The sequence below is a fragment of the Halorubrum kocurii JCM 14978 genome (assembly GCF_000337355.1).
GTDB lineage: Archaea > Halobacteriota > Halobacteria > Halobacteriales > Haloferacaceae > Halorubrum > Halorubrum kocurii.
In genome coordinates this window covers 1-17,813 of record NZ_AOJH01000088.1, presented here as the reverse complement: position 1 = coordinate 17,813, position 17,813 = coordinate 1, and the positions used below count along the sequence as shown (strand labels likewise).

Sequence of the window (17,813 nt, the reverse complement as noted above, 5' to 3'; positions counted from 1 at the left end):
AGCGCGACCGCGGCGTTGAACAGACGCGCGCCGTCGAGGTGCACCGGCACGTCGGCGTCGCGGGCGGCGTCTGCGGCCGCCGCGATCCGGTCGACCGGGATCGCCGTCCCGCCGCGGTAGTTGTGGGTGTTCTCCAGCGAGAGGAGCCCGGTGCCCGGTCGGTGGAGGTCCTCCTCGACGAGCCCCTCGCGGACCGCCTCGGGGGTCGGGACGCAGCGCTCGCCGGCGTCGATCGTCCGGGTCTGGGCGCCCGACAGCTTCGCGGCGCCCGCCAGCTCCCACCGGTAGATGTGGGACTCGCGCTCCAAGAGGAGCTCTTGGCCCGGCTCGGTGTGCACGTGGACGGCGATCTGGTTCGCCATCGTCCCCGAGGGAACGTACAGGGCGGCTTCGGTTCCGACCGCGTCGGCGGCGCGGCGCTCCAGCTCGTTCACCGTCGGGTCGTCTCGGTACACGTCGTCGCCGACCTCGGCGTCGCGGGCGGCGTCGCGCATCGCCTCCGAGGGCGTCGTGACGGTGTCGGATCGCAGGTCGATGGTGTCCTCGTCGATGTCCATTCGTTGCCGGCGGTTCGACGGCCGGCCGGAAATAGGTCGCGCTCGGGGCGGGGTCGCCCGGATCCGGGCTGCCGGCGCCCCGCGCTCGGAGCGCCGCACGCCGCGCTCCGTCCGCGGGCCGGATTCCGGGTCCGGTCCCTTCTTAACCGACGCGGCCGATCTGCGGGGTATGGCAACGGAAGCCGCGACCGACGACGCAGCCGACGCCCCCGAGGCGTACGACGCCCTCCTGGACCGTGTTCGACGCTGGAACGCGGTCGGGAGCGCCGCCGGCGTGCTCGGGTGGGACCAGCAGGTGATGATGCCCGAGGGCGGCACCCCCGCCCGGTCGAAGCAGCTCTCGACGCTCTCGTCGATCCGCCACGACATGGTCACGGACGAGGAGACGGGCGCCCTGCTCGACGAACTCGCCGACGCCGACCTCACCGACGAGCAGGCGGCGGTCGTCCGCGAGGTCCGCCGCGACTACGAGCGCGCCGACGCCGTCCCCGTCGAGCTCGTCGAGGAGATCTCCGAGACGAGCACGGAGGCGCTGCAGGCGTGGGAGGAGGCGAAGGCCGAGGACGACTTCGACGAGTTCGCCCCGCACCTAGAGAAACACGTCGAGCTGAAACGCGAGTACGCCGAGCACATCGACCCCGACCGGGACCCCTACGAGGTCCTCTTCGAGGAGTTCGAGCCGTGCCTCTCGATGGACCGCGCGGAGGCGATCCTCACGGAGCTTCGCGAGACGCTCGTCCCCATGATCGACGCGATCCGCGAGTCCGACGCCGACCTCGCCGTCGACACCTTCGAGGGGGCGTTCCCCGAGGACGACCAGGAGGCGCTCGCGCGCGAGACCCTCGAACTGGTCGGCTACGACTTCGACCGCGGCCGGCTCGACGTCTCCTCGCACCCGTTCACCGCGGGCAACCAGTTCGACTGCCGCGTGACCACCAGGTTCGACGAGTCCGACCCGCTCGGGGCGATCGGCTCGACGATCCACGAGTTCGGCCACGCGCAGTACAACCTCGGGCTCCCGCGGGAGCAGTTCGGGACGCCGCTCGGCGAGTCGCGGGACCTCTCGGTCCACGAGTCGCAGTCGCGCCTCTGGGAGAACCACGTCGGTCGGAGCCGAGCGTTCTGGGAGCTCTTCTTACCGACCTTCCAGGAGCACTTCCCTGAGACCGACGACGCCACCATCGAGGACGCTTATCAGGCGTTCAACCAGGTCCACGAGGACAACCTCATCCGCGTCGAGGCCGACGAGCTCACCTACCACCTCCACATCGTCGTCCGGTTCGAGATCGAGCGCGACCTGGTCCGCGGCGACCTCGCGGTCGAGGACGTGCCCGAGGTCTGGAACGACAAGTACGAGGAGTACCTCGGGATCCGTCCCGACACAGACGCCGAGGGGTGCCTGCAGGACATCCACTGGAGCCACGGCAACTTCGGCTACTTCCCGACCTACTCGCTCGGCTCCGTCATGGCCGCCCAGCTGTTCGCGGCCGCCGAGAGCGAGATCGACGACCTCGACGGGAAGATCGCGGCTGGCGAGTTCGACGACCTCCGCGAGTGGCTCGGCGAGAACGTCCACCGGCACGGCTCCCGCTACGAGACCAATGAGCTCGTGAAGCGAGCGACCGGCGACGACTTCTCGGCGGACGCGTTCACCGACTACGTCGAGGCGAAGTACGGCGACCTGTACGGGATCTGAGGCGGTCCCCGGTTTCGGCGGGCCGCGCGAACGCCCGCGACCCCCGACGGTCGCCGGCGGATCGGTCCGCGATCAGCCCCGCCGGAGCGCCGCGGCGGCGTCCGAGTCGAACGCGCCGACCGCCTCGACGGCCGCCGCGCCCGCCGCGTTACCGATCGCCGCCAGCTCGGCGAGCGCCGACACGCCGCCGCGTCGCGCCGCGAGGACCGCCCCGGCGAACGCGTCGCCGGCGCCGGCCGCGGTGGCGACGGCGGCCGACGGGGGCGTCGCGGTGGCCCGCTCCGTCACTTCCCCGTCGACGATGCCGACCGCGCGCGTCGCCTCGCCGCCGTCGGTGACGAACGCGGTCGCGTCGTGGTCCGCCGGGAGGAGTCCGAGCAGCCCCGCCGGCGTCGGATCCGCGCCCGCCACCGCGAGGTCGTCCGTCCCGGCGAACAGCAGGTCGCAGTGTGGGAGGACCGCCCGCAGCGCGTCGCGGTAGGCGTCCGGGCCGGACCACTGGTTCGGTCGCCCGTTGAGGTCGAGCGCGACGCGAGTCCCGTGCTCCGCGGCCGCCGCGGCGAGGCGGCGGACCGCAGCCCCGTTCACCTCGGCCGGCAGCGTTACGCCCTCCAAGAGGAGCCACTCGTGTGCGGCCGCGAACGACGCCGGGTCGGTCGGCGGGGTGAACCCGTAACAGCTGCCGGCCACCCACGCGTTCCAGTGCTCGTCGCCGTCCGGGCCGGTGTACAGCGTCAGCGGCGACGGCGCGTCGACCCGCGCGACGCGACTCGCGTCGACCGGCCCGTCGGCGAGGTGCCGGGCGGCCGCCGCGCCGAGGACGTCGTTCCCGACGTTCGTCACGAGGCTGACCTCGCCCCCGAGCGCCGCGGCCCACCGAGCGGCGTTCGTCGCCGTGCCGCCGACGTGCCACTCGAAGGCGCTCCCCGGCGCAATGGGCTCGCCGCCAGTCGGATAAACGTCGACCGTCGTGTCGCCGATGACCGCGATCCCCCGTGTGCCGTCACTCACTGTGTCGCTCCGTTGGCGGGACGTTCGCGCCTGGCTCGCATGAATCTACCCACTCGACCCGGTCCGCCGTCGGCGTCGCGGAGCGGTCGCCGGGCGGACGAGACGGGTGCGCGCGGCTGTTGGATATTTGCCGGGGGAGCCCCTGGCGTTCACTGACATGACACAGCCGACCCCCGAAGTCGAGCTCAAGGCGGACCTGACCGACGACGTCGCCCTCGTGACGGGAGCGAACCGAGGCATCGGCGCCGAGATCGCCGCGGGCCTCGCGGAGCTGGGCGCGACCGTCTACGCGGGGGCTCGCGACCCGGCCGCCGTCGGCGCGCCGGACCAGCGCGCCGTCGAGTTGGACGTGACCGACGACGAGGCGATCCGCGCGGCCGTCGACCGGATCGACCGAGAGGCGGGGTCCCTCGACGTCCTCGTGAACAACGCCGGGATCTTCTCCCGGTCGGGACCGCTCCACGAGATGGACGAGGCGGACTTCGACCGGACGATGGCCGTGAACTTCCGCGGGCCGGTCATGCTGACGAAGGCGGCGCTCCCGCTGCTCTTGGACGGCGCCGGCGGACGCGTGGTGTCCATGTCGTCGGGGCTCGGTCAGTTCTCGGCGGGGCAGATGGACGGCGGGTATCCGCCCTACCGACTATCGAAAGTCGGTCTCGGAGGGCTGACGGCCTATCTCGACGGCGAGTACGGTGACCGCGGGCTTATCGCCAACGCCGTCTCTCCCGGGTGGGTTCAGACGGACATGGGCGGGAACGGCGCGCCGCGGTCGCCGTCGAAGGGGGCCGAGACCCCGGTGTGGCTGTCACGGTTCGCGCCCGGGAGCCCGGGGGGACGCCTCTGGAAGGACCGCGAGGTCGTCTCCTGGTGAGCGCGGCGCGGTCGTCCGGCGATTCGCCGCCGGAAGCCGCCGCTGACCGCCGGCCGTCGTCCCTTTTAAGAGGCCGAACCGGCGTCGAGCTCACCCCAGCCGGAACCCGGTCATCAGGACGATGAGCGCGAGCATCACCGCGGCCTCGAACAGCCCGACGACGAGATTCTTCTTCTCGATCGATCCGAGGCGGGAGGCGTCGGGGTCGGGCGACAACGTCTCGTAGTAGGCGCTGAGGTGGAGGCGGTGGGGCACCGCCAGGCCGAAGGCGAACAGCCCCCAGCCGAGCGCCAGCGCGAGCCCCGACCAGGTCCCGCCGAAGCCGTAGCCGAGCCCGAGATCGGGCGTCAAAAGCACCGTTCCGGAGAGCACCGTCGTCAGGGAGAAGCCGACGAGGAAGAAGACCGCCTTCGGCACCAGCGTCGTCGTCACCGCGGCCGACGCCTCCTCGTTGAGCCCCCCGAGCGTCGGGCCGATGATCGCCGGGAAGATCAGCGCGAAGCCGAACCACACCGCGCCCGCGGCGACGTGGGTATAAAACAGCAGTTCCGTGCTCGAGAGCAGGAGGCTCGCGGCGAAGAACGCCAGCGGAACGAGGAGGCTCCCGGCGGCGAACGCCGGGTTCGCGGCGTTCGCGAGGTGCCGAACGCGTTCGAGGATGTTTCCGTCCGAAACGCGACTGGTCTCGTGACTGACAGCCATGGAAAGCCGATCGATGAATTTTCTGATAAAAATTGGGGTCGCTGCAATCGGTCGGGCTTCGCGATCTCCGACCGCGGCCCGTTCGTCAGTAGCGGCCTCCCGCTGGTCGGCGGCTCGGCTCACGGCTGCGCCGTTCGCCTACGGGACCTCCCATCCGGTCGGTCCCGCTACTCGCGAGCCACAGGCCCGCTCGCTTGTAAGTGGCCTCCCTTCGGTCGGCCACTCACTTCTCGATGATGCTCTCCTCGACCGCCTCGCCGAAGTGACGCGCCACGTCCTCGTAGTAGACGAGCGCCTCGTCGCCCTCCTCCAGGTCGGTGACCGCCTTCTTGCCGTCCGCGGTCGCGACCTTCACGGTCTCGGCGTTCTGGATCAGCGTCTCCACGCGGTCGGTCCCCTCGTCAGTCTCGATCTCCGCCTGAATCCGGAACATCGGCCGCTTCTCGATCTTCACGCGCCCGACGATCGCCTCGCGGGTGTGCCCCGCGGTGTCGACGATCTGCACCTCGTCGCCGCTGGTCAGCTCTGCGAGGTAGTTGGTGCCGCCCTCGGCGTTGCGGACGTACGCGTGGACGGCGCCCGCGTTCACGCGGAACGGGCGCGACTCGACGTACGGCGACTCCGCGGTCTCGGCGTGGACGAAGAACAGCCCGCGCGACATCGAGCCCACGAGCATCCCCTCGTCGTCGTCCATCAGCGACCCGGTGTCGATACAGACGCGGTCGGCCATGCCGGTGCGCTCGACCGCGGTCACCTCGGCGTGCCGGAGGTCCAGCGTCTCGCGGTCGGCGGCGTCGCGGGCCTCGACCGCGCCGCGGATCTCGTCGGGGGAGTCGGCGTCGAGGAGGACGCCGTCGGCGCCGATCTCCAGCGTCTCGAAGGCGGTCCGCGCTTCCGCGGCGGTGGTCGCGCCCGCGACGAGGTGCGTCTCCTCGCCGACCCGCGCGATCAGGTTCTCCAGCGGGATGATCGACCAGTCCTCGCCGACGATCACCGTGAACTCGGCGTCGGTGGCGGCCTCCTCCGCGAAGCGCTCGTACTCGGTGCCGAGCACCCGGACGTACACGCCCTGCGCGCGGTCGTCGCGCCGACGGACCGTCGTGAGGTCCGCCGAGCCGGACAGGTCCTCGGGCATGTCGATGGTCCCGTCGCCCTCGCCGCCCTTCCCGACGAAGTAGGCGTCGGCCTCGGGGCCGTTTTCGCCGTCGTCGATCACGTCCGCCTCCGAGCGGAACGCGGCGACCGAGATGTCGCCCAGGTCGCGGACGCGGCCCACGTCGGTCTCGTCGACGAGCACCCAGTCCGCGCCGGCCTCGATGGCGGCCGTGATCCGTCGCTTGCGCGCCTCCCAGTCGCCGACGTCGCCGTCGGCCTTCACCCAGACCGTGCGTGTCATTGTCGGAACCTCACGGCGGGCGGGCTTGAAAACTGCGAAAGGGTCGGGCGTTGCGCGTGAGGACGCGGAGGACAACAAAGCACTTATCACTGAGATCACATCGTTCGACTCACACCTCCGAATGACGCTACCAAGCCGGCGCCTCTCGAAGGCGGGTTCCCGATACGCCGCGGTGCGTGAGTCCCTCCGCGAGCGCGCCGCGCCGTATCTCGGGATCGACCCGCGGGCGCTCGGCGCGTTCCGAATCGCGCTGGCGCTCTTCCTCCTCGGGGACCTGCTGGTCTATCGGCTCCCGGCGGTGAGGGCGTTCTACACGGACGAGGGCGTCCTTCCGCGCTCGACGCTCGCCGAGATATATCCGCAGTTAGAGAGCCTCTCGATACACGCCGTCTCCGGCTCGGCGTGGGTACAGACGGGGCTGCTCGCGGTCGCGGTCGGCGCCGCAGTCTGCTTCCTCGTCGGCTATCGAACGCGGGCGTCGACGGGCGTCTCGCTCGTCCTGCTCGCGTCGCTGTACGCTCGGAACCCGTACGTGATCAACGGCGGGAACACGATTCTGGTCGTGTTCCTCTTTATAAGCCTCTTCCTCCCCCTCGACGCCCGCTGCGCGCCGGGCGCGGGCCGTCGGAGCGGCCGTACCGATCGGAACGATGTCGACCGACGGGGAGCCGACGAACGGGAGGGCGTCGCTCCGCGGGTCTGTTCGGTCGGAACGGCCGTCACGCTCCTGACGCTCGTGTCGATCTACGCGGCGAACGCGGTCTCCAAGTACCGGAGCGACGCGTGGATGTCGGGGGTCGCGGTCCCTCGGATCTTCCAGTTGGAGGAGTTCATCGTGGGGGTGGGACCGTTCGTCTCGGAACACGCCGTGGTTCTCGCGACGATAAACTGGCTCTGGATCGCGCTCCTCTCGGCGTCCGCTCTGCTTATCGCCGCGACCGGATGGCTCAGGGCCGCGGTCGCCCTCGCGTTCGTCTCCGCACACCTCGGCATGGCCGTGACGATGCGGCTCGGCGTGTTCCCGTTCGTCATGGCTTCGGTCCTCCTGCTGTTCCTTCCGCCCGGAGTCTGGGACCTCGTCGAGGCCGCCACGTCGAAGCTCCACGGCGCCTCCCGCCCCGCCGAGCGCCCGTACCGAAGTGACGGCGGAAACGCGACCGAGGCCGACCGAAGTGACGGCGGAAAGGCGACCGAGACCGCGTCCCCGATTCCGTCGCGGGTTCGCCGAGGGATCCGGGTGGGAGCGACGCTGTTGCTCGCGGGCTCCTTCCTCGCGCTCGTGTGGTGGCAGGCCGCAGGAGTCGGTCTCGTCGACCTCCCCGCGTCGGAATCGACCGGCGACCTGTCCGAAGTGAGCTGGTCGTTCTTCGCGCCGAACCCGCCGGACGCCTCCAACTGGTACGTCGTCCGAGGGACGCTCGAATCGGGCGACTCGATCGACATGCGCGACGGGGAGGCGGTCACGTACGACCGACCGCCGGACGCGGCGGAGACGTATCCGTCGGTCCTCTGGCACCAGTTCGGATTCAGGATGAAGAACGCCGGGGAGTCGCGGTATCGGCCGGTGGCCGCGTACGCCTGCGAGCGGTCTGACCGCAGCCTCGCCTCTGTGACCGTCTTCCGCGTCGAGCAGTCGGTCGACCCGAACGGGCCGGTGGGGGAGCCGGAGCCGGAAGCGCAGATACGTACCGCCTGCTGATCTCGGCGGCGCTCCCCCTCGCGTCGCTCGCTCGACGACGCCGTCGCGGACTCTCAGAAACAGCGAGCGGGTCTGACGTGACGAGCGATGGTGTACCCTGGGTCGGACCGGCCCGATCGTATTAGTGGTGACGGCGTGTCGTGTGGGTCATGTCCGACACACCACACGTCGTCGGCGTCGTCGGCAGCCTTCGAGACGGGAGCTACACCCGGCTCGGCGTCGATCGCGCGCTCGACGGCGTCCGCCGTGCGGGGGGCACAGCCGAGCTGCTCGACCTCCGCGAGTACGACCTCCCGACGTACGACGCCGATCGCGACGAGGCGGGGGACGCGAACGCGTTCAAAACGCGAGTCCGCGAGGCCGAGGCCGTCGTCCTCGGAACGCCGATGTACCACGGTTCGTACTCGTCCACGCTGAAGACGGCGCTCGATTACTGCGGCTTCGAGGAGTTCGAGGACAAAACCGTCGGGCTCCTCGCGGTCGCCGGCGGCGGGTTTCCGGTGACCGCGTTGGAGCATCTCCGCTCCGTCTGTCGGGCCCTCAACGCGTGGGTGATCCCCCATCAGGTGGCCGTCCCTCGCGCCCACGCGCAGTTCGAGGACGGCGACCTCCTCGACGAGGACCTCGACGGGCGAGCGCTCACGCTGGGGCGTCGCGCCGTGCAGTACGCCGACATCGAGCCCGACCCGGACTCGTTCGAGGGAGACCAGAACGTCGGGGCGAGGTGACCGTTACGAGGCGAGGTGCCCTCAGGCCTCGACGAATCCGCCCGCGGCGAGCGCCTCTTCGACGCCGGCGTCGTCGTGGACGACCGCCGACACCGCGCGGGCGATCCCCTCGGGGTCCTCGTGCTGGAAGATCGACCGCCCCATCGACACGCCGGCGGCGTCGCCGTCCATCGCGCCGCGGACCATCTCCACCGTCTCGCGGTCGGTCCCCTTCGAGCCGCCGGCGATGACGACCGGGAGCCGGGTCGACTCCGTGACGCGGGCGAACGAGTCGCCGTCGCCGGAGTAGCCGGTCTTCACCACGTCGGCGCCGACCTCCTCGGCGAGCCGCACCGCGTGTCCGAGCGCCTCGGGGTCGGTCTCGTCGACGCCCGGCCCGCGCGCGTACGCCATCGCGAGCACCGGGAGGCCGAGGCGCGAGGCGTCGGCGGTCAGCTCCGCGAGCTCCTCGATCTGCTCCGGCTCGTGGTCGGAGCCGACGTTGATGTGGAACGACACCGCGTCGGCGCCAGCGCGCACCGCGTCCTCGGCGGTGGCGGTGACGCGCTTGTCGCTCTCGTCGGGACCGATGGTGGTCGACCCGTTGACGTGGACGATGTACCCCGCGTCGTTCTTGTTGTCGTGGACGCGCGGCGCGATCCCCTTCTGAGTGAGCACCGCGTCGGCGCCGCCGCGCGTGACGCCGTCGATCGTCGACTCGATGTCGACGAGGCCGTCGACGGCGCCCATCGTGAGCCCGTGGTCCATGGGGACGATGAGGTATCGGTCGTTCGTGGAGATGCGCTCGAGTCGTGCCGAGAGTCCTGCTGTCATGATGGTGTGGCTCGTTGTGTGAGAGTGTGGCAATCGGAGGTAAGTGGGTTTCGTTCGGGGACGTATTGGCTCGAAGCCGCGTTCACCGCGACTCCGCCGGCTCGGCGCGCGCGGCGTGACCGCGCTCGGCGCCCGCCTTCAGTTCGCGCGAGAGCGCCTCCAGCCGGTCGGCGACCGCGGCGGTCGACAGGTCGTCCTCGACGCCCTCGGCGACGATGTCGACGAGCGCCGAGCCGACGATGACCCCGTCGGCGCCGCCGGCGACGATACGCTCCGCGTGGTCGCCCGACGAGATGCCGAACCCGACGGCCTTCGGCACGTCGTACTCGGCGAGGCGGTCGAGGCTCTGCGTGGTCTGGTCGGACACGTCGCTGCGCGCGCCGGTGGTCCCGAGCCGCGCCTGCACGTAGACGTAGCCCGACACGCGGCTCATGATCCGGTCGAGCCGGTCGCCGACCGTGGTGGGCGCGACGATGAAAACGAGGTCGAGCCCGAACTCGTCGCACGCCTCCCGCAGCGGGTCCGCCTCCTCGGCCGGGAGGTCGGGGACCACGAGCCCCTCGATGCCGGCCGCGGCGGCGCGCTCCACGAAGGGGCGGGGGCCGGTGCTCGCGGTTTCACCGCTCGCGTCCGAGGCGCTCCGCGCCTCGCTTCCCCCGTACTGATAAATCAGGTTGTAGTACGTCATGCAGACCAAGGGCGCCTCCACGTCCAGCTCCTCGGCGAACGCGAAGAACCGGTCCGGCGTCATCCCGGCGTCGAGCGAGCGCACGAGGGCGCCCTGTATCGTCGGCCCCTCCGCGATCGGCTCCGAGAAGGGGAGCCCCAGCTCGATCACGTCCGCGCCGCCGCGGTCGAGCGCGCGGACGTACTCCAGCGACGCCTCGTAGTCCGGGTCGCCGACCGCGAGGTACGGGACGTAGGCGGGGCCGTCGGCGAAGGCGGCCGCGATGGCCTCCGAATTACCGGTGTCCGCCATTCAGATCCCCCCCGTGAACATCGACATGTCCGGCGCCTCGTCGATGTCGCGCTTGTCCGTCTCCTCGATGGCGGCGTCGAGGTCCTTGTCGCCGCGCCCGGAGACGTTCACGACCACGCGGTCTCCGAGCTCCTCGTGATGTTCCTCGAGGAACCCGAAGGCGTGCGCCGTCTCCAAGGCGGGGATGATCCCCTCGGTCGAGGAGAGCCGATGGAACCCCTCCAGCGCCGCGTCGTCGTCGACGGCGACCGGGCTCACGCGCCCCTCGTCGACGAGGTACGCGAGCTCGGGGCCGACACCGGCGTAGTCGAGCCCGGAGGAGATCGAGTGGCTCTCCATGATCTGGCCGTCGGAGTCCTGCAGGAGCTTCGTGCGCGCGCCGTGGAGCACGCCCTCCTCCCCGGTGTACAGCGACGCCGAGTTCGGGGCGACGCCCGCCTCCTCGTCGACCTCGAGCGTCGAGCCGCCGGCCTCGACCGCGTGGAGGGCGACCGCCTCGTCGTCGACGAACCCCGCGAACGTGCCCATCGTGTTCGACCCGCCGCCGGCGCAGGCCACCACGTCGGTCGGGAGCTCGCCGGCCTTCTCGATCGACTGCTCGCGCGCCTCCTCGGAGATGACCGCCTGGAAGTCGCGGACCATCACCGGGAAGGGGTGCGGACCGACGATCGAGCCGATGACGTAGTGGGTGTTCTCGACGGTGGTCGCCCAGTCGCGCATCGTCTCCGAGATGGCCTCCTTCAGCGTGCCTCGACCCGCGGTGACGGGGTTCACCTCGGCGCCGTTGAGCTTCATCCGGAAGACGTTGGGACGCTGGCGGTTGATGTCGCGCTCGCCCATGTAGATCTCGCAGGGTATATCGAGGTGGGCGGCCGCCATCGCGGTCGCGGTGCCGTGCTGGCCGGCGCCCGTCTCCGCGACGATCCGCTCTTTGCCCATGTACTTCGCCAAGAGGACCTGCCCGAGGGCGTTGTTCAGCTTGTGCGCGCCGCCGTGGAGGAGGTCCTCGCGCTTGAGGTACACCTCGCGGTCGTAGCGCTCGGAGAGCCGGTCGGCGCGCTGGAGCGGCGTCGGCCGGCCGCCGAAGTCCGCGAGCCGCTCGCGGAACTCGTCCATGAATCCGTCCTCGTTGCCGAGGACGTAACGCCGGTACGCGTCCGTCAGCTCCTCGATCGCGGGCATCAGCGCCTCGGGGACGTACTGGCCGCCGTAGGGGCCGAACTTCCCGTCGTCGCGGCCGCGCTCGCGACCGGGACGCCGCGACGGCGTCGCCGCGTCGGCTCCGTCTCTCGCGCTCGTCGCCTCGCTCGTCGTGGGTTCCGTCTCGCTCATGTGGGTGTCTCCGTGGTGTCTCGGGTGTCGGTCTCGCCGTCCGCGCCGCCGGCGCCGGCCTCCTCGTCTCCCGCCTCCGCCCGCACCAACTCGCGGGTGTTCGCCTCGACGTCGCCGTCCATGATCGCGCTCCCGACGAGGAGCGCGTCGGCGCCGGCCGCGCGCATCCGGCGGACGTCGCCGGGCGAGCCGATCCCGCTCTCGGCGATCAGGGTCACGTCGTCCGGGACGTGGGGCGCCACGGACTCGAAGGTTCCGAGATCGACGACCAGCTCGGCGAGGTCGCGGTTGTTCACCCCGATAACCGACGCGCCCGCGTCGACCGCGCGCTCGAGCTCGTCGCGGTTGTGGACCTCGACGAGGACCTGGAAGCCGCGGTCGCGCGCGGCGGCGAGCAGGTCTGGGAGGTCGTCGCCGACGAAGCGAGCGATCAGCAGGACCACGTCGCTCTCGACGGCGTCCAGCTGCGACTCGGCGACGAGGAAGTCCTTCCGCAGGACGGGGACGTCGACCGCCTCGCGCACGCGCTCGAGGGTTTCGACGCTCCCGCCGAAGTGCTCCGGCTCGGTGAGCACGCTCAGCGCGGCCGCGCCGCCGGCGACCATCCGCTCCGCGAGCGCGACCGGGTCGTCCTCGCGGGTGCCGTCGGTCGTCGGGCTCGTCGGCTTCACCTCGGCGATCAGTGGGACGCGCCCGTCCGCCTCGGCGCGGTCGAACGCCGCCCGCAGGTCGCGCGGCACGACGGCGACCTCGCCGGACCGACCCTCGGCCGCCCGATCGCGGGCCGCTGCCAGGATCGATCTGACCGCGGGGGCCAGCTCGGTTTGATCCTCCATTAGTGTACACTAATGCACGTATCTGTTCATAAGACTTGCGGGCGCCGTCACCGCCGTGCGGGGCGAGACGCTCGCGAGCGCGGCCGGGATCCTGGCGCGTCCCGTCGATTTAACCGTCGCGGTCACGGATCGCGGGTATGGACACGACGGGAACGTCGGGCGTCTTCGCCCGCGAGTTCGACGAGATCGGACGGGCGGTTCAGGTCGGCTTCGCCGGCGGCCGCGTCATCTCGGTGTCGTTCCCGGAGACGGCGCCGGCGGACGCCTCCGGGGACCACGACCTCCTCGACCGGATCGGGGCGTACCTCGGCGGCGAGCGCGACGCGTTCGACGACGTCGCGACCGGGCTCACGGTCCCGACCGACCGCCGGGCGGTCCTCGAAGCGCTCGAAACGGTCCCCTACGGCGAGGAGGTCTCGGTGAGCCGCCTGACGCGGCTCGCCGGGCTCGACGCCGACGACCCGGCGGACCTGGAGCTGGTCACCGGCGCGCTCCGCGACAACCCGATTCCGATCCTCTTCCCGGACCACCGCGTGCAGGGCGGGCCGTACGCCGCGCCGGGCGACGTGCGAGAGACACTCCGGCGCGCGGAAGGGCTGTAGCGGGCGCGCGAACCGGCTCTGTGGCGAGCAGACGACCGCCTCCGCCGTGCCGATCAGACGACCGCCTCCGAGAGTGGGCGGTAAAAAGGCGTCGCGCCGCCCAACCCCTGCCGCTACCTCGGACGGCCCGCTTCGCTTGCCGAACGGGACGGACTTATCGGCCGGACCCGCCTCACACTACGCATGATCGAACTCACACGGGCCGTGTACGACGACATCGTCTACCACGCGTACGGCGGTGGAGAGGCGGAGATCTGCGGCGTCCTCGCGGGCACCCACGGCGACGACGGGGAGTCGAGCGTCGTCACCGAGAGCTACGAGGCCGAGAACGTGGCCGAGACGCCCCAGATCCGGTACCTGATCGACCCCGAGGAGCAGTTGGAGCTCATCGAGCGGGCCGAAGCCGACGGGCTCGACGTGGTCGGGTTCTACCACTCGCACCCCACCGGTCCGACGTACCCGAGCGAGACGGACGCCGCGCGGGCGACGTGGCCCGGCCACTCGTACGTCATCTGCGCGCTCGACGGCTACCCGTTCGTCGGCTCGTGGCGCTGGCGCGGCGACGACGACGGGTTCGAACAGGAGACGGTCGCGGTGCGGAGCGAGCGGTGAGCGAGGCCGAACCGACAGGAGGACGCACCCGATCGACGGAACGTATTTTTCGCTACGGGCCGTCGGTTCGGACGTAGATGGCACGGCATGACGCCGAGGTCGAGCTCAAGATCCGGACGTGGGCGTTTCGCGAGCGAGAACTCCCGCGCGTGCCGCCTGCGGGGTGGGCGACGACGACGGACCGCCTACGGGAGACGGTCTGTCTGGCGATCGAGAGCTCGGTCGACGCGATCGGACGGATCGAGCCGTTCGAAGGACCGGCTCGCGAGCGCGAGCGGTTCGAGGCGACGGTGGCTGTCGACGATCGCGACGGCGAGAACTCCGGCGACGACAGCGACCCCGGCGACATCGCTGACCGCGTCGACCTCGGCGGGTTCGCCGACGACTACGTGCGACTGACCCCGTCCCGGTCCGCTGGGGACTCGTCGGGAGCGGGGCCCGACACGACGGAACGGAGCGGGGACGACTTCGAGGAACGGACGGAACAGTTCGACCTCGACGAAGCGCTCGACCGCTTATAAACGGACGCCCGGGCCCTCAGCTTGGACCGGCCCGAAACCAAACAGAGCCGCACTCCGTCGGGGCCTTGGTTTCAGGCATCGGCCTCGGTCTCAATCGCTAGCCTCGATCTCCGGCTCGGACTCGTCGTCGCCGCCGACGTCGATGGCGCAGGAGGCGGAGTACTCCACGTCGTGGACCGACTCGATGGCGGGGTCGTCGCCGCAGACGGGGCAGTCGTCGCGCTTGGGGATCTCCACCTTGTCGAACTCCATGTCGAGCGCGTCGAAGAACAGCATCGAGCCGTCGAGCGTCTCGCCCTCGCCGATGACGTGTTTGACCGTCTCCGTGGCCTGCAGACAGCCGACGGTCCCCGGCAGGACGCCGAGCACGCCCGCGGTCGCGCAGTTCGGGACCATCCCGGCCGGCGGCGCCTCGGGGAACAGACAGCGGTAACAGGGGGAGTCGTCGCCGCCCGCGAACGTCGTCACCTGCCCCTCGAACTTGAAGATGGAGCCGTGCGAGAAGGGGATCCCCGCGAGCGTGCAGGCGTCGTTGACGAGGTACCGCGTCGCGAAGTTGTCCGTCCCGTCGACGACGAAGTCGTAGCCGTCGATCAGCTCCTCGATGTTGTCGGGGCCGACCCGCAGCTCGTGTGTCTCCACGTCGATATCGGGGTTCAGCTGTGCGACGAAGTCGGCGGCGGAGTCGACCTTCTTCCGTCCCACGTCGTCGTTCCCGTGGATGACCTGACGCTGGAGGTTCGACAGCTCGACCTCGTCGTCGTCGGCGATCCCGAGCGTGCCGACGCCGGCGGCGGCGAGGTACTGGATGATCGGGGCGCCGAGCCCGCCCGCGCCGAGCACGAGCACCTCGGCGTCGAGCAGGGCCTTCTGCCCGTCGGGACCCACGTCGTCCATGATGATGTGCCTGGAGTACCGGTCGAGCTGGGTGGGATCGAGGTCGAGGTCGCTCATTGGAACTCCTTCGCGCCGGGAACGCATAAGCCGGGCGCCAACCGGAGGTACTGCCGCCATCTCGGAGGTGCGACCGCCGTCGCCGGACCGGCCGGACGCCTCGACCGCCGTCGCCGGACCGGCCGGACGCCTCGACCGCCGTCGCCGGACCGGCCGGACGCCTCGACCGCCATCGCCGGACCGGCCGGACGCCTCGACCACCGTCGCCTGACCGGCGGGGCGCCCGAGCGACGGGGCGCCCGAGCGACGGGACGCCCGAACGACTCCGGTCGACTCGCCCATGACGCGTGTTAGACGGGGGTGGTGCTTGCCGTCGGCGGGCCCCTTTTTGAGGTTGGCGGCGAACCTGAGGCATGGCAACGATCAAACTGCCGGCCGTGCTGGTCGGAGGGTCCTCGACCTCGGAGGTCGAGGTCGCGGGCGAGACCGTCGGCGAACTGTTCGAGAACCACGCGGACGACCACGGCCCGGAACTCCGGGACAGCGTGATCGAAGACGGCGAAATCAAGGAGTTCATCAACGTCTACGTCGAGGGGACGCCCGTCGACGGCCTCGACGCCGAGGTTCCTGACGACGCGCAGGTCCGGGTCATTCCGGCGGCCAGCGGCGGGCAGTAAGAGGGGCCGTTTCTCGCCGACTTCCCGCGGGACCGTTTATAAGTAGTCCGCCCAGAGCGGGATGTCGGCGTACTTGTCGCCGCGGTCGCACAGCATGAACACGACGACGTCGTCGTCCGCGAGGTCGCCGGCCGCGTCGAGGGCCGCGACCGCGGCCGCGCCCCCGCCGGCGGACGTGCCGACGACGAACTGGTCGTCGACTCGGAGGTGTTCCCGGACCGTCGCCTCGTCGTGTTGGCCGGGGTCCGCTATCGGCACCGGGTCGTCCAAGTAGCGCTCGCGGAGCGCCCGCGCCCGGTCGTAGGCGTCGGCCGTCGCGACGTACTCCGTCCGGTCGAGCACCGACTCGTCGTACGTGTCGGGCCGGTAGTGATCGCCCGACTTCAGGTATTTCAGGCCGTCGATGGCGTGGAGCGGCTCGGCGGGCTCGAAGCCGACGACCTCCACCGCGCCGCCGCTCAGGTCCGTCAGCCCGCGGCCGGTCCCGGTGATCGTCCCCCCGGTCCCGACGCCCGCGACGAAGTGGGTCACCTCGCCGTCGGTCGCCTCGTAGATCTCCCGGGCGGTCGTCCGCTCGTGGGTGCCGGGGTTGTCCGGGTTCTCGTACTGGTTCGGCCGGTAGTAGGCGTCGGGGTCCTCGGCGACGATCTCCTCGCAGCGCTCGATGACGGCGTCGTAGCCGAGGTTGGCGTCGACGAAGTGGATCTCCGCGCCGGCGTCGCGGACGGCGTCGACCTTCCCGCCCGCCGCGTTGTCGGGCATCACGATCTCCACGTTGTAACCGCGCGCGCCGGCGAGCCGGGCCACCTCGCTGCCCGTGTTGCCGGAGGTCGGTTCGATCACGGTGACGCCGGGGTCGAGGTCGCCGCGCTCCTCGGCGCCGTCTACCATCCCCTTGGCGATCCGGGACTTGATCGACCCGCCGCCGTGGGGGGCGTCGTAGAGGTTGAACCACTCCGCCTTCGCGTACACGTCCGCGTCGGCCTCGAGGTTGAGGTCGACCTCCACGAGGGGCGTCTCGAAGATCGTCGATTCGTCGACGACGTACTCGCTCATGGGCCCCGTACCCGCCTCTCGGATAAGAGTCCGACGGAAACGGCGTTCTCGACGGCTGTAGCGGTCGTGCGCGACGATCGCCTGTCAGAGATACGGGAGAAGCCTGCCGGTCACGAAAGCCGTTAGCCGGTCACGGCTGTACCTGGTCTCATGAGTCAACCATCGTGGGACGACGTCGTCGAGATGCCCGACGAGCTCGACGACGAGACCGCCGAGGCGCTCTCCGAGGACGCGATCGAGGTACAGGACATGACCGGCGAGGTCTGTCCGTATCCGCAGGTCGAGGCGAAGAAGGCCGTCGCGGGGCTCTCGCCCGGCGACGTGCTGGTCCAGAAGACGGACCACGTCCCGAGCACCGAGAACGTCCCGAAGGCGGTCGGCGACGACGCGATCGCGAAGGTGTGGAAGTCGGGCGACGGCCGCTACCGCATCTTCCTGCGGAAGGAGTAACCATGGTCGAGGAACTCACCCCCGAGGAAGTCAACGAGCGCATCGAAGAGGGCGACCTCCGCGTCATCGACACGCGACCGCCGGCGGAGTTCGAACAGGGGCACATCCCGGGCGCGATCAACGTTCCGCTGGGCGACCTCCCGTCGATGGTCCCCGACATCGAGTGGGACGACACCGACGTCGTCTGCGCCTGCCCGGTCGGCCAGTCGTCGAAGCAGGCCGCGATGCTGATCAGCAGCTACGAGGGCGTCGAGGAGGACGTGCTCGTCGCCAGCATGGCCGGCGGTTACGAGGAGTGGGACTTCGAGCTGGAGACGGGCGCGGCCGCGGACGCCTGAGCAGCGAGCGGTTTTTTCGCGGTTTTTCTCGCCTTTGAGT

The 17,813-nt window shown here is 70.7% G+C and carries 20 protein-coding genes; 10 read left to right on the top strand and 10 right to left on the bottom strand.

Annotation, left to right across the window (positions count from 1 at the left end; all coding sequences use genetic code 11):
• The coding region (locus C468_RS14455; protein WP_008849645.1) for a threonine aldolase family protein at positions 1-557 on the bottom strand (557 nt) is incomplete at its 3' end.
• A gap of 169 nt (positions 558-726) precedes the next feature.
• Here C468_RS14455 and C468_RS14450 point away from each other — a divergent pair.
• Positions 727-2,253 carry a carboxypeptidase M32 gene (locus C468_RS14450; RefSeq protein WP_008849644.1) on the top strand — a complete coding sequence of 509 codons (1,527 nt, stop codon included), beginning with the start codon at positions 727-729 and terminating at the stop codon, positions 2,251-2,253.
• A gap of 72 nt (positions 2,254-2,325) precedes the next feature.
• Here the strand turns inward: C468_RS14450 and C468_RS14445 are convergent, their stop codons facing one another.
• Positions 2,326-3,264 (bottom strand): carbohydrate kinase family protein, encoded by a 939-nt coding sequence (locus C468_RS14445; protein WP_008849643.1) that lies wholly within the window; start codon positions 3,262-3,264, stop codon positions 2,326-2,328.
• A gap of 157 nt (positions 3,265-3,421) precedes the next feature.
• Here C468_RS14445 and C468_RS14440 point away from each other — a divergent pair, with 157 nt between their 5' ends.
• The gene (locus tag C468_RS14440) at positions 3,422-4,138 is read left to right on the top strand and encodes an SDR family NAD(P)-dependent oxidoreductase (protein WP_008849642.1); all 717 of its coding nucleotides are present in this window, start codon (positions 3,422-3,424) and stop codon (positions 4,136-4,138) included.
• 90 nt (positions 4,139-4,228) lie between these two features.
• On the opposite strand, the gene C468_RS14435 is transcribed toward C468_RS14440, so the two are convergent.
• Both C468_RS14435 and C468_RS14430 read right to left on the bottom strand, forming a co-directional pair.
• A complete protein-coding gene (locus C468_RS14435) occupies positions 4,229-4,840 on the bottom strand; it encodes a hypothetical protein (protein WP_008849641.1) in 612 nt (203 codons plus the stop codon).
• A gap of 223 nt (positions 4,841-5,063) precedes the next feature.
• Positions 5,064-6,236, bottom strand: a complete 1,173-nt coding sequence (locus tag C468_RS14430) for a 3-dehydroquinate synthase II (protein ID WP_008849640.1) — start codon at positions 6,234-6,236, stop codon at positions 5,064-5,066.
• 121 nt (positions 6,237-6,357) lie between these two features.
• Between C468_RS14430 and C468_RS14425 the strand changes: the two genes are divergently transcribed.
• Positions 6,358-7,935, top strand: coding sequence for an HTTM domain-containing protein (locus tag C468_RS14425; RefSeq protein WP_049912253.1), 1,578 nt, complete (start codon positions 6,358-6,360; stop codon positions 7,933-7,935).
• 149 nt (positions 7,936-8,084) lie between these two features.
• Positions 8,085-8,663 carry an NADPH-dependent FMN reductase gene (locus C468_RS14420; RefSeq protein ID WP_008849638.1) on the top strand — a complete coding sequence of 193 codons (579 nt, stop codon included), beginning with the start codon at positions 8,085-8,087 and terminating at the stop codon, positions 8,661-8,663.
• A 21-nt stretch (positions 8,664-8,684) separates the two neighbouring features.
• On the opposite strand, the gene C468_RS14415 is transcribed toward C468_RS14420, so the two are convergent.
• The 4 genes from C468_RS14415 to trpC form a co-directional block, all read right to left on the bottom strand.
• Positions 8,685-9,476, bottom strand: a complete 792-nt coding sequence (locus C468_RS14415) for a 2-amino-3,7-dideoxy-D-threo-hept-6-ulosonate synthase (protein ID WP_008849637.1) — start codon at positions 9,474-9,476, stop codon at positions 8,685-8,687.
• An 82-nt stretch (positions 9,477-9,558) separates the two neighbouring features.
• Complete coding sequence (trpA, locus tag C468_RS14410) at positions 9,559-10,455, bottom strand: tryptophan synthase subunit alpha (protein ID WP_008849636.1); 897 nt, start codon at positions 10,453-10,455, stop codon at positions 9,559-9,561.
• Positions 10,456-11,787 (bottom strand): tryptophan synthase subunit beta, encoded by a 1,332-nt coding sequence (trpB, locus tag C468_RS14405; RefSeq protein WP_008849635.1) that lies wholly within the window; start codon positions 11,785-11,787, stop codon positions 10,456-10,458.
• Positions 11,784-12,623: an indole-3-glycerol phosphate synthase gene (gene trpC / locus C468_RS14400; protein ID WP_008849634.1), complete on the bottom strand. Its 840-nt coding sequence runs from the start codon at positions 12,621-12,623 to the stop codon at positions 11,784-11,786. Before trpC ends, trpB begins: the two co-directional genes overlap by 4 nt.
• A gap of 137 nt (positions 12,624-12,760) precedes the next feature.
• On the opposite strand from trpC, the gene C468_RS14395 reads away from it, so the two are divergent.
• From C468_RS14395 to C468_RS14385, 3 genes are all read left to right on the top strand, one after another.
• The gene (locus C468_RS14395) at positions 12,761-13,225 is read left to right on the top strand and encodes an MGMT family protein (protein ID WP_008849633.1); all 465 of its coding nucleotides are present in this window, start codon (positions 12,761-12,763) and stop codon (positions 13,223-13,225) included.
• Positions 13,226-13,408: 183 nt separating this feature from the next.
• The gene (locus tag C468_RS14390; protein WP_008849632.1) at positions 13,409-13,837 is read left to right on the top strand and encodes a desampylase; all 429 of its coding nucleotides are present in this window, start codon (positions 13,409-13,411) and stop codon (positions 13,835-13,837) included.
• Positions 13,838-13,914: 77 nt separating this feature from the next.
• Entirely contained in the window at positions 13,915-14,358 is a 444-nt protein-coding gene (locus C468_RS14385) for a hypothetical protein (RefSeq protein ID WP_008849631.1), read from the top strand.
• Between the two features lie 90 nt (positions 14,359-14,448).
• Here C468_RS14385 and ubaA read toward each other — a convergent pair whose 3' ends face one another.
• On the bottom strand, positions 14,449-15,312 hold the full coding sequence (gene ubaA / locus C468_RS14380; RefSeq protein ID WP_008849630.1) for an SAMP-activating enzyme E1: 864 nt from the start codon (positions 15,310-15,312) through the stop codon (positions 14,449-14,451).
• 353 nt (positions 15,313-15,665) lie between these two features.
• On the opposite strand from ubaA, the gene C468_RS14375 reads away from it, so the two are divergent.
• Positions 15,666-15,929 carry a MoaD/ThiS family protein gene (locus C468_RS14375; protein WP_008849629.1) on the top strand — a complete coding sequence of 88 codons (264 nt, stop codon included), beginning with the start codon at positions 15,666-15,668 and terminating at the stop codon, positions 15,927-15,929.
• A 36-nt stretch (positions 15,930-15,965) separates the two neighbouring features.
• Here C468_RS14375 and C468_RS14370 read toward each other — a convergent pair whose 3' ends face one another.
• A complete protein-coding gene (locus C468_RS14370) occupies positions 15,966-16,985 on the bottom strand; it encodes a PLP-dependent cysteine synthase family protein (protein WP_008849628.1) in 1,020 nt (339 codons plus the stop codon).
• A gap of 150 nt (positions 16,986-17,135) precedes the next feature.
• On the opposite strand from C468_RS14370, the gene C468_RS14365 reads away from it, so the two are divergent.
• Positions 17,136-17,435 carry a sulfurtransferase TusA family protein gene (locus C468_RS14365; protein ID WP_008849627.1) on the top strand — a complete coding sequence of 100 codons (300 nt, stop codon included), beginning with the start codon at positions 17,136-17,138 and terminating at the stop codon, positions 17,433-17,435.
• 2 nt (positions 17,436-17,437) lie between these two features.
• On the top strand, positions 17,438-17,773 hold the full coding sequence (locus C468_RS14360) for a rhodanese-like domain-containing protein (protein ID WP_008849626.1): 336 nt from the start codon (positions 17,438-17,440) through the stop codon (positions 17,771-17,773).
• Positions 17,774-17,813 lie beyond the last annotated feature (40 nt).

Bases quoted from the DNA above. Each gene is read 5' to 3' on its own strand.
- C468_RS14430 (WP_008849640.1), bottom strand. From the start codon at position 6,236: ATGACACGCACGGTCTGGGTGAAGGCCGACGGCGACGTCGGCGACTGG.
- C468_RS14395 (WP_008849633.1), top strand. From the start codon at position 12,761: ATGGACACGACGGGAACGTCGGGCGTCTTCGCCCGCGAGTTCGACGAG.
- trpC (WP_008849634.1), bottom strand. From the start codon at position 12,623: ATGGAGGATCAAACCGAGCTGGCCCCCGCGGTCAGATCGATCCTGGCA.
- trpB (WP_008849635.1), bottom strand. From the start codon at position 11,787: ATGAGCGAGACGGAACCCACGACGAGCGAGGCGACGAGCGCGAGAGAC.
- C468_RS14440 (WP_008849642.1), top strand. From the start codon at position 3,422: ATGACACAGCCGACCCCCGAAGTCGAGCTCAAGGCGGACCTGACCGAC.
- C468_RS14370 (WP_008849628.1), bottom strand. From the start codon at position 16,985: ATGAGCGAGTACGTCGTCGACGAATCGACGATCTTCGAGACGCCCCTC.
- C468_RS14425 (WP_049912253.1), top strand. From the start codon at position 6,358: ATGACGCTACCAAGCCGGCGCCTCTCGAAGGCGGGTTCCCGATACGCC.
- C468_RS14450 (WP_008849644.1), top strand. From the start codon at position 727: ATGGCAACGGAAGCCGCGACCGACGACGCAGCCGACGCCCCCGAGGCG.
- C468_RS14415 (WP_008849637.1), bottom strand. From the start codon at position 9,476: ATGACAGCAGGACTCTCGGCACGACTCGAGCGCATCTCCACGAACGAC.
- C468_RS14365 (WP_008849627.1), top strand. From the start codon at position 17,136: ATGAGTCAACCATCGTGGGACGACGTCGTCGAGATGCCCGACGAGCTC.
- C468_RS14385 (WP_008849631.1), top strand. From the start codon at position 13,915: ATGGCACGGCATGACGCCGAGGTCGAGCTCAAGATCCGGACGTGGGCG.
- C468_RS14375 (WP_008849629.1), top strand. From the start codon at position 15,666: ATGGCAACGATCAAACTGCCGGCCGTGCTGGTCGGAGGGTCCTCGACC.
- C468_RS14390 (WP_008849632.1), top strand. From the start codon at position 13,409: ATGATCGAACTCACACGGGCCGTGTACGACGACATCGTCTACCACGCG.
- trpA (WP_008849636.1), bottom strand. From the start codon at position 10,455: ATGGCGGACACCGGTAATTCGGAGGCCATCGCGGCCGCCTTCGCCGAC.
- ubaA (WP_008849630.1), bottom strand. From the start codon at position 15,312: ATGAGCGACCTCGACCTCGATCCCACCCAGCTCGACCGGTACTCCAGG.
- C468_RS14360 (WP_008849626.1), top strand. From the start codon at position 17,438: ATGGTCGAGGAACTCACCCCCGAGGAAGTCAACGAGCGCATCGAAGAG.
- C468_RS14420 (WP_008849638.1), top strand. From the start codon at position 8,085: ATGTCCGACACACCACACGTCGTCGGCGTCGTCGGCAGCCTTCGAGAC.
- C468_RS14435 (WP_008849641.1), bottom strand. From the start codon at position 4,840: ATGGCTGTCAGTCACGAGACCAGTCGCGTTTCGGACGGAAACATCCTC.